We start from the raw sequence: 3,550 nt of genomic DNA on the forward strand, positions 1-3,550 counted from the left end.
CTACGACCAAGCCCCCGCAAGAACGGGGGGCCATCGGACGGCGTCTACTCGAACCACGACAGCACGATATTCTTCCCTCTTTGCCCGCTCGGCATGGCCATGCTGCTCACTCTTCAGAGACTGGAAGGCGAACGCGTCTTCCGAAAAAGCCGGGGAGGCTGATCGCCGCGTGCGGCGCGCTCAGACCAGCTCGATCGACCCGGCACGCGCATGGCGCTCGACCTGGGCGCGCAGGGCCGCGATCAGGCTGCCGAGGATGGGATCGGGCTCGGTCTCGCGGTGCTGGATCGTGCCGAAGACGACCCATTGCGTGGGCTCCAACGGGACCGAGACAAGCTGATCGGGACCCATGGTCAGCGTGCTGAGCCGGTCGATGATCGCCACGCCCGCGCCATTGGCCACAAGGTGCTGCTGCATCTGCGACGAATTGGTCAGGACCTCGCGCGCGACCTTCACCTGCCGGGTCTCCAGCAGGGCATCGACCTGGTTGCGCAGCAGCATGCCGGGAAACTGGTTGACCAGGGTCTCGCCCGTCAGCGCCTCGAGCGGCACGCGGGCCTCGCCCGACAGGGCATGAGCGGCGGGCACCACCAGTTCCAGCGCGGCGCGCGCCAGAGGGGTGCCCACGGCCGCCCGGTGGGAGATCGGCACATTGCCGAAGCCCAGATCGTATTCGCGCCCGTTGATCCAGGCCTCCATGTCGCGATGCCCGCGCATGTCGAGCGAGATCTCGACCCCCGGCGCCTGCCGGGAAAACCGCGCCACGGCAGGCGCCACGATGGACATGGCCGTGCGGGGCATGGTCACGATGCGCAGCCGCTGCAGCCGCCCCTGGCGGATCTCGTCGGCGATGCGGGGGATTTCCTGCAGGCTGGCCAGGATGCGGCGGGATTCCCTGGCAAAGGCCTGACCCTGTTCGGTCAGGGCCAGGCGGCGGCGCTCGCGCTTGAACAGGGTGAGGTTCAGCTCGGCCTCCAGCAGCGCGATCTGGCGGCTGACGGCGGGCTGGCTGAGGTTCATGTGCCGCGCGGCCCCGCTGACGGATCCGGTGGCCAGCACCGCGTTGAAGGCCTGGAGCGCGCGCAGGTTCATGGCCGACCCCTCTCCTCTCGTATCAGTATTTTCTATGAGTTAATGCAGTATATGCGATTTGGGAATGTTTTTTCCGCCGATAAGGTGCCGCCTCGAACCGAAGCCGCAGAGTGAGCCTTGTCGTGACCGTTCCAAGCCAGCCCCCCTTTCCAGGCTCCGCCGCCGATCTGCTTCAGGCCCTGCCGCCGCGCCGGACGGTGCAGGCGGGCGACGCCACCGTGTCCTACCGCGATGCGGGGAAAGGGCCGGTCCTGCTGTTCCTGCACGGGCTTCTGGGCAGCGCCGACAGCTGGGCGTGGCAGTTCAGGAACCTCACCAGCCGCTACCGGGTGATCGCCTGGGATGCGCCGGGCTACATGGGGTCCTCGCCCGCCGACCAGCAGATCGATGCCTTCGCCGACCGGGCCCGGGCCTTCATCGCGGCACTCGGGCTGGAACGGCCCATTGTGATCGGCCATTCGATGGGCGGCGCAGTGGCCGCGCGGCTGGCGGCCCTGCCCGATGCGCCTCTGTCGCGGCTTGTGCTGTCATGCAGCCACGCGGGCTATGCCGAGCCCCGCGACACGCCGCCGAGCGAGAAACTGACCGAGCGCATCCGCACGTTGCGCGAACAGGGCGGCCGGAAATACGGCCAGAGCCGCGCCGCGGCCATGCTGGCCCAGCCCGCGGACGGCTTCGCGCTCGACCTGGCCGCGCGGGTCGCGGCCGACACCAATCCCGACGGCCTGTTCCAGGCCACCCGGATGCTGCAATTCGCAGATCTGCGCAACGACTACGCCAGGATCAGCATGCCGGTGCTGGTGCTCTTCGGTGCCCGCGACCCGGTCGTGCGGCCCGAGCTGTCGCGGGAACTGGCCCGCCTGACGGCCTTTGCCACGCAACGCGAAATCCCGGACAGCGGCCATGCGCCCTACCTGGAAAACGCCCCCGCCTTCGAAGAGGCGATCGAGACCTTCATCGCGGATAGCATGCCGGCACCGGAGACCGGCCAGCCTTCGCGCTGAAGCAATACCAATTGGAGGAGAAAACATGTTGGGCTTCATCGTAGGCCTGGTCGTGACGATTGCCGCGGCCTGGCTGATCATCAAGAGATACCAGTCGCACACCGTGCTGCTGCTGGCGGGGCTGATCCTGCTGGGGCTGACACCGCTGATCGCGCCGGACAGCTCGATCCTGTTCAAGAGCGCGACATCGACCGGGCTGACCTTCTTCGACGTGTTCGACTACGTGCGCGGCTCTCTGTCCTACCGCGCGGCGGGGCTCGGCATGATCATCATGGCCGCCGGGGGCTTTGCCAAGTACATGGAACATATCGGCGCGACCGAGGCCATGGTGGCGCTGTGCATCCGGCCGCTGAAGCGGCTGCGCTCGCCTTACATGGTGCTGGCGCTTGGCTATGTGGTGGGCCAGTTCCTGAACATCTTCATCCCCAGTGCGGCGGGCCTGGCCATGCTGCTGCTGGTGACCTTCTTCCCCACGCTGGTCCGCCTGGGCGTCAGCCCGGCGGCCGCCGCCGCCATGATCGGCACCACCGCCGTTCTGGATCTGGGCCCGGCCTCGGGCGCCTCGAACCTGGCCGCGCGCACCGCCGATCTGGACGTGGCAACCTATTTCGCCAGCTACCAGCTGCCCGCCTCGATCCCCGCGATCATCGTCATCGCCGTGCTGACCTATATCAGCGCGCGCTATTTCGACTGGCGTGACAGCCACGAGGTGAAACCCGAAGAGGCCGCGCCCGCCGCGGAGCCCGAGATCGGCGGCCGCGCGCCCGCCTTCTATGCGCTGATGCCGATGATCCCGCTGGCGCTGACGCTGATCTTCAGCAAGCTGCTGGTCAGCTCGATCACGCTGAACGTCATCACCGCCATGCTGATGGGCGCGCTCTTCGGGCTGATCTGCGAACTGTTCATCCGCCGCGATCCCCGCGCCGTCAGCAAGGGCTTCATGAGCTTCTTCGACGGCATGGGCCAGATGTTCGCCCGCATCGTGTCGCTGATCGTCTGCGCCGAGGTCTTTGCCGCCGGCCTGCAGACCGTGGGCATGGTGGATTTCCTGATCCAGCTGGCCCAGAACGCGGGCTTTGCCGTCACTGCCATGACCGTCGTCATGTGCCTGATGGTCATGGTCATCGCGATCATCACCGGCTCGGGCAATGCCGCCTTCTTCTCCTTCGGCCAGCTGGCACCGGGCATCGCCTCCAGCTTCGGGGTGGCGCCGGTGGCGATGCTGCTGCCGATGCAGCTGACGGCCGGCCTGGCACGGTCGATGTCGCCGGTCGCGGGGGTGATCATCGCCGTCAGCGACGCCGGAAAATGCTCGCCCTTCGATATCGTCAAGCGCACGGCCCTGCCGGTGATCGGCGGCATCCTGGTCGTGCTGATCACCGGCGTGATCTTCGAATGACCCCCGCCCCCGCCCGCCGGAGGACCGTTTCGCGGAAAGGCCGGGCGGGGGCACG

Annotated in this window: 3 protein-coding genes; 2 read left to right on the forward strand and 1 reads right to left on the reverse strand. The window is 67.6% G+C overall.

What is annotated here, in order from left to right:
- Positions 1–180: 180 nt before the first annotated feature.
- Positions 181–1,092 carry a LysR family transcriptional regulator gene (locus FGX59_RS36215; RefSeq protein ID WP_138473393.1) on the reverse strand — a complete coding sequence of 304 codons (912 nt, stop codon included), beginning with the start codon at positions 1,090–1,092 and terminating at the stop codon, positions 181–183.
- Positions 1,093–1,202: 110 nt separating this feature from the next.
- On the opposite strand from FGX59_RS36215, the gene FGX59_RS36220 reads away from it, so the two are divergent.
- Complete coding sequence (locus FGX59_RS36220) at positions 1,203–2,096, forward strand: alpha/beta fold hydrolase (RefSeq protein ID WP_138473394.1); 894 nt, start codon at positions 1,203–1,205, stop codon at positions 2,094–2,096.
- A gap of 25 nt (positions 2,097–2,121) precedes the next feature.
- Positions 2,122–3,495, forward strand: a complete 1,374-nt coding sequence (dcuC, locus tag FGX59_RS36225) for a C4-dicarboxylate transporter DcuC (RefSeq protein WP_138473395.1) — start codon at positions 2,122–2,124, stop codon at positions 3,493–3,495.
- Positions 3,496–3,550: the final 55 nt, after the last annotated feature.

This window comes from Poseidonocella sp. HB161398, from assembly GCF_005870025.1.
GTDB lineage: Bacteria > Pseudomonadota > Alphaproteobacteria > Rhodobacterales > Rhodobacteraceae > Mangrovicoccus.